Origin of the sequence: Romboutsia sp., assembly GCF_051659545.1 — a bacterium.
Lineage (GTDB): Bacteria > Bacillota > Clostridia > Peptostreptococcales > Peptostreptococcaceae > JBOFOR01.
Genome location: NZ_JBOFOR010000215.1, coordinates 1 through 4,792, shown reverse-complemented (window position 1 = coordinate 4,792; position 4,792 = coordinate 1). Strand labels below are relative to the sequence as shown.

Below are 4,792 nucleotides of genomic sequence, written 5' to 3'. Positions count from 1 at the left end.
AGGATGTAGAAAAAGCTGACCATTTCCATAAATTAGTGTCTTTAGATGCAACTATTCTAAGGGTGATATATAAGCAAATGGGAGTAGGCGGAGATGATAGTTGGCAAGCACTTCCTCATCCAGAGTATATTTTAAATGCAAATAAAATATATACACTAACTTATGAAGTAAAACCAATATAACTAGCTATAAAATATACTGTTGCAAATATTGCTGTATTGAAAAAAATATAAAGTAAGGTGTCAATAGACACCTTGCTTTATTTTACATAACAATAATTTAGCACTAAACTTGAACTTTAAAACTTAGTGTAGCTATAGATATTGGAGCAATATTAACATTCTTAATAAAATCTTAAGAATTGTAATAATAAAATATTAAGATCTATTCCATATAATTAAATTATAAATTAGTAAGAAACAAACGAGTGTAATAAAGCTATAAGAATAAAGAAACTAAAAAGTAAGACTGATTTATTAAAATTAACTTAGGACATAAGAAAAGGAGAATTAATTATATGGAGTATATAGATGGAATATAATAATTAATTAAAGATAATCAATTATTAATATTTAGATTGGCAATAGGATCTTGTTTAGTAACTATTGCATCAGGTTTTAGCGGTAGAACTCTAAAAAGCTTTGCACCAGGTATGATTTTAGGTAAGGTAACGATGTTTGCAGTAGCAAGTTTTGTTGGATACGATATTAATGCTTTAATTACAAACCCAGAGAGAATAGTAATAGTTGTAGTAATGATAATTGCTTCTTTTAGAATAATATTGCCATAGACTTTACAATATAGTAAGTAACAAAATATACTTCAAAATCATAATAAATATAAGAGAAAAAAGGGGGGGATACTTTGAGCAAAGGCTTACTTACTATAAATGTTGTTGATTATGAAAGTTCTTATGCAATAAAAGATGCAAAAATTGCTATATACTATATCCATAGGCAAACTAACGAATTGGAATTGCTTTGTGAGGACCTAATAACAGATGCATCAGGTCAAATTAGGAAAATATCCTTATATGCACCAAAGTTTTTATATTCTCAATATCCAAATGAACCAAGACCATATAGTAGATACGTTGTAGAAGTAACTAAGGAAGGCTATGAAAAAGAAACAATAGTAGGAGTACAAGTTCTACCATGCATTGAAGCAATTCAAAATGTGCGCTTAAAAAAATATAATAAAAAGAAAATATTACCTTCAGAATATAATATAGAAGAACATCTATTATATGCAGGATATGAACCTAAAATATATGAATCTGAAATAAAACCAATTTTCGTCCTTGGTCAAGTTGTTGTACCAGAATTTATTATAGTTCATGATGGTTTACCTAGTAATAATAATGCAACTAATTATTGGATTTATTTTAAAGATTATATAAAAAATGTTGCCAGCTCTGAAATATATGCAACATGGCCCAAAAGTACAATATATTCTAATATAGTAGCAATTATATCTTTTACCTTAAATAGAGTTTATACTGAATGGTATAAAAGTCAAGGATATAGTTTTACAATAACTTCTACAACTCAATATGACCATAAATTTATATACAATAGAAATATCTTCGATACAATAGATAGGGCTGTAGACGATATATTTAACTTATATGTAACTAGGGGAGATCAAAAACAACCTCTACTTACTCAGTATTGTGATGGAAAGCAAACACAGTGCCCTGGACATATGACACAATGGGGAAGCAAATACTTAGGTGATCAAGGCTATTCCTTTGATAGAATATTAGAATACTATTATGGTAATGATATTGAATACAACCGTTCACCTCTTATAAGTGGCGTACCTAGTTCTTACCCAGGATATGATCTAACAGTTGGTAGTAGAGGAGAAGAAGTAAAGACAGTACAAAAACAATTAAATACAATTTCTAAAGGTTATCCAGCAGTCTTAAAAGTGGATGAAGATGGAATTTATGGAAGAAAAACAAAAGAAAGTGTAGAAATTTTTCAAAAAATATTTAATATGCCTGTAACAGGTGTAGTTAATTTTGCTACTTGGTATGAATTATCAAGAGTATACGTAGCTATAAGTAAAATAGGTGCATATCAATAGTAATTGCAAGTTACCCACTAATAACTCCTGCTATAGGAGTACAAAAATTTATAAGACAACAACCAGTAACAGAAATTCCTCTAGGGGTGGAACTTGACATCTTTTTTCAAGTTCTTGCTATGAATATTTGAATATAAGAAAAGGCTGCTGGAAAATATCCAGTAGCCCAATACTATCAAAACACTAACTAATAAATCTCTAGAATATATGAGAATATAAAGAATATATCCGAGTTAAAATAGTTAAAGCAAGGTCATTATTTTGCTAATTCTTTTTCACTATAATATTTATCCAAATCTAATTCATTTTCCTGCTTACTAACTACTAAGGTACAAGCACAGTCTCCCATAACATTAATAGTAGTTCTACACATATCTAGTATTCTATCAATTCCCATTATTATACCTATTCCCTCTAATGGAAGACCTACAGAAGTTAAAACCATAGATAAAGTTATCATACCTACACCTGGTACTCCAGCTGTACCTATTGATGCTAGAGTAGCAGTAAGTACAATTGTTAGAAGTTGACTAATACCTAAATCTATTCCATAAATCTGTGATATAAATATACATGCAGCACCTTGCATTATGGCAGTTCCATCCATATTTATTGTAGCACCTAAAGGAAGTGTAAATGAAGCTACTGAATTATGCACACCAATTTCTTCCATAGCTTCAATAGTTACTGGTAGTGATGCATTACTTGATGATGTAGAGAATGTAACTGCTGCAACTTTTGCATATTTTTTATAAAATGGCTTTAGCTTAAGTCCAGAGAATAATTTTAATAAGCCTGAATAAACTACAGTACCTTGAATTAGCAGTGCAAATAGAACAACAAACATATACTTAGCCAAAGACCACATTGCAGAGAATCCTATAGTAGCAAAAGTATTAGATATAAGTGCAAATACACCATAAGGTGCAATAAGCATTACTATGCTTACCATTTTCATACAAACTTCGTTAAAACTTTCAAATAAAGCTTTTACTGGTTGACCCTTTTCACCTATAATACTAATTGCAACTCCAGTCAAGATTGCAAATACAATTATTTGTAACATTTCTCCACTAGCAAGAGAAGCAATTGGATTTGATGGTATCATAGCTAGAATAATATCTACTAATGATTGTTTCTCACCAATTGTTGGGTCTGATGTTACTATATTTGACATATCAATCCCTACACCTGGGTTAACTACTTTAGCAATAATTAAAGCTATTGTTACTGCAAGAGCTGTAGTACATAAGTAGAAACCTAAAGTTTTCACACCTATTCTACCAAGTTTTTTTATGTCACTCATAGCTGAAGCTCCACAAACCAAAGAAATAAATACTAGAGGAACTACAAGCATTTTTATAGCAGTAATAAATCCAGAACCTAATATTTTTAAAATTCCTCCCAATAAAATAGTGTCCTTTAAATACCCTGATGGAACTTTACTAAGCAAAAGACCAAATAATATACCTAGTATCATTCCAATAAAGATTTTGCTAGTAAGACCTAACTTTTTCTTATTCATAACATAAAACCTCCATCATATAAATATTATTAAAAAATGAGATGTTTAATTATTGTCCTAGTAAGAAAAATGTATTTTCAATAAAAATAAGAACTTGAAATAATTATACATGCATTTATTGGAAAATTCTATATATTTTTAAGGTGTTTTCAGACATTAAGTTACATTTTAAGCAATCTAATTTACTGAAATATCTTTTATATGATCCACGGCAGACTACTGCAGATGAGAAACATAAATAAAATTCAAAGATTATACTACATAACATACGAATTTAAAGAAATAATATATATACGGAGGTAGATATAATGTGAAAATATTAACCAATATATTAATTATAATTATCATTGTAGCCATAATTACAATCATAGTTGGCTTTGGTATAGGATATTATTTCTCTAAACGTGTAACAAATCCAAAAGTTACTGGCTACGAAGAAAACTATGAAAAAGAAAAAAAAAATCATCCAGATGTAATAGAAACATACGAAAAACTAGAAAAAGAAGAAGTAAGTATAAACTCCGTATATGGATATAAGTTACATGGAATATTTTTTCCAAATAAAATTGTTGATAGAGTTGTAATACTATCACATGGAATTACAGCAAATCTATGGGATATGCTAAAGTATGGATTTTTATATATCCCAAGAGGATTTAGTATATTAGCTTACGACCATAGATATCATGGGCTTAGTGGAGGCCAAAATACATCCGTAGGCTACTATGAAAAAGATGATTTAAAAGCATGTGTAGATTGGATAAGAAAAAAGTATGGCAAAGAGACGAAAATAGGACTTCATGGAGAATCTATGGGTTCTGCTATAGTAGTTGAGTATTTAGGTATGTATGATGATGTACAATTTGCAGTAGATAACTGTGGATTTACTAGTTTTGTTGATGAAGCTAAGTTTGTACTAAAAAAATATTGCAATGTAAAAATAAATATAGTACAAAGTTTTGTAATATTTTTTGCCACTATAGTTACAAAAATAAGATGTGGATGGAGTTTTAATGAGGTAGTACCTTTAAGGTCTATAAAAAAGACCAAAACTCCAATGCTATTTATACATGGAGGTTGTGACAAAGTTGTACCTTGCGAGATGTGTAAAGCTATATTTGATGCAAAAAAATACGGTATAAAAGATAAGTTTGAGGCAAAGAGTGCAAGCCACAC

General features: G+C 29.4%; 5 protein-coding genes. 4 read left to right on the top strand and 1 reads right to left on the bottom strand.

Features of this window, described 5'->3' with window-relative positions; translation table 11 throughout:
* The 3 genes from ACRC03_RS11580 to ACRC03_RS11570 all read left to right on the top strand — a co-directional run.
* Positions 1 to 182 (top strand): hypothetical protein (locus ACRC03_RS11580; protein ID WP_438652725.1); only part of this gene is annotated, 182 nt, incomplete at its 5' end.
* A 395-nt stretch (positions 183 to 577) separates the two neighbouring features.
* A complete protein-coding gene (locus tag ACRC03_RS11575) occupies positions 578 to 790 on the top strand; it encodes a hypothetical protein (protein WP_438652724.1) in 213 nt (70 codons plus the stop codon).
* Positions 791 to 864: 74 nt separating this feature from the next.
* Complete coding sequence (locus ACRC03_RS11570) at positions 865 to 2,091, top strand: peptidoglycan-binding protein (RefSeq protein ID WP_438652723.1); 1,227 nt, start codon at positions 865 to 867, stop codon at positions 2,089 to 2,091.
* A gap of 256 nt (positions 2,092 to 2,347) precedes the next feature.
* Here the strand turns inward: ACRC03_RS11570 and ACRC03_RS11565 are convergent, their stop codons facing one another.
* Positions 2,348 to 3,616: a dicarboxylate/amino acid:cation symporter gene (locus ACRC03_RS11565; RefSeq protein WP_438652722.1), complete on the bottom strand. Its 1,269-nt coding sequence runs from the start codon at positions 3,614 to 3,616 to the stop codon at positions 2,348 to 2,350.
* Positions 3,617 to 3,926: 310 nt separating this feature from the next.
* Between ACRC03_RS11565 and ACRC03_RS11560 the strand changes: the two genes are divergently transcribed.
* Positions 3,927 to 4,792: alpha/beta hydrolase (locus ACRC03_RS11560; protein ID WP_438652721.1), on the top strand; the 866-nt coding region annotated here is incomplete at its 3' end.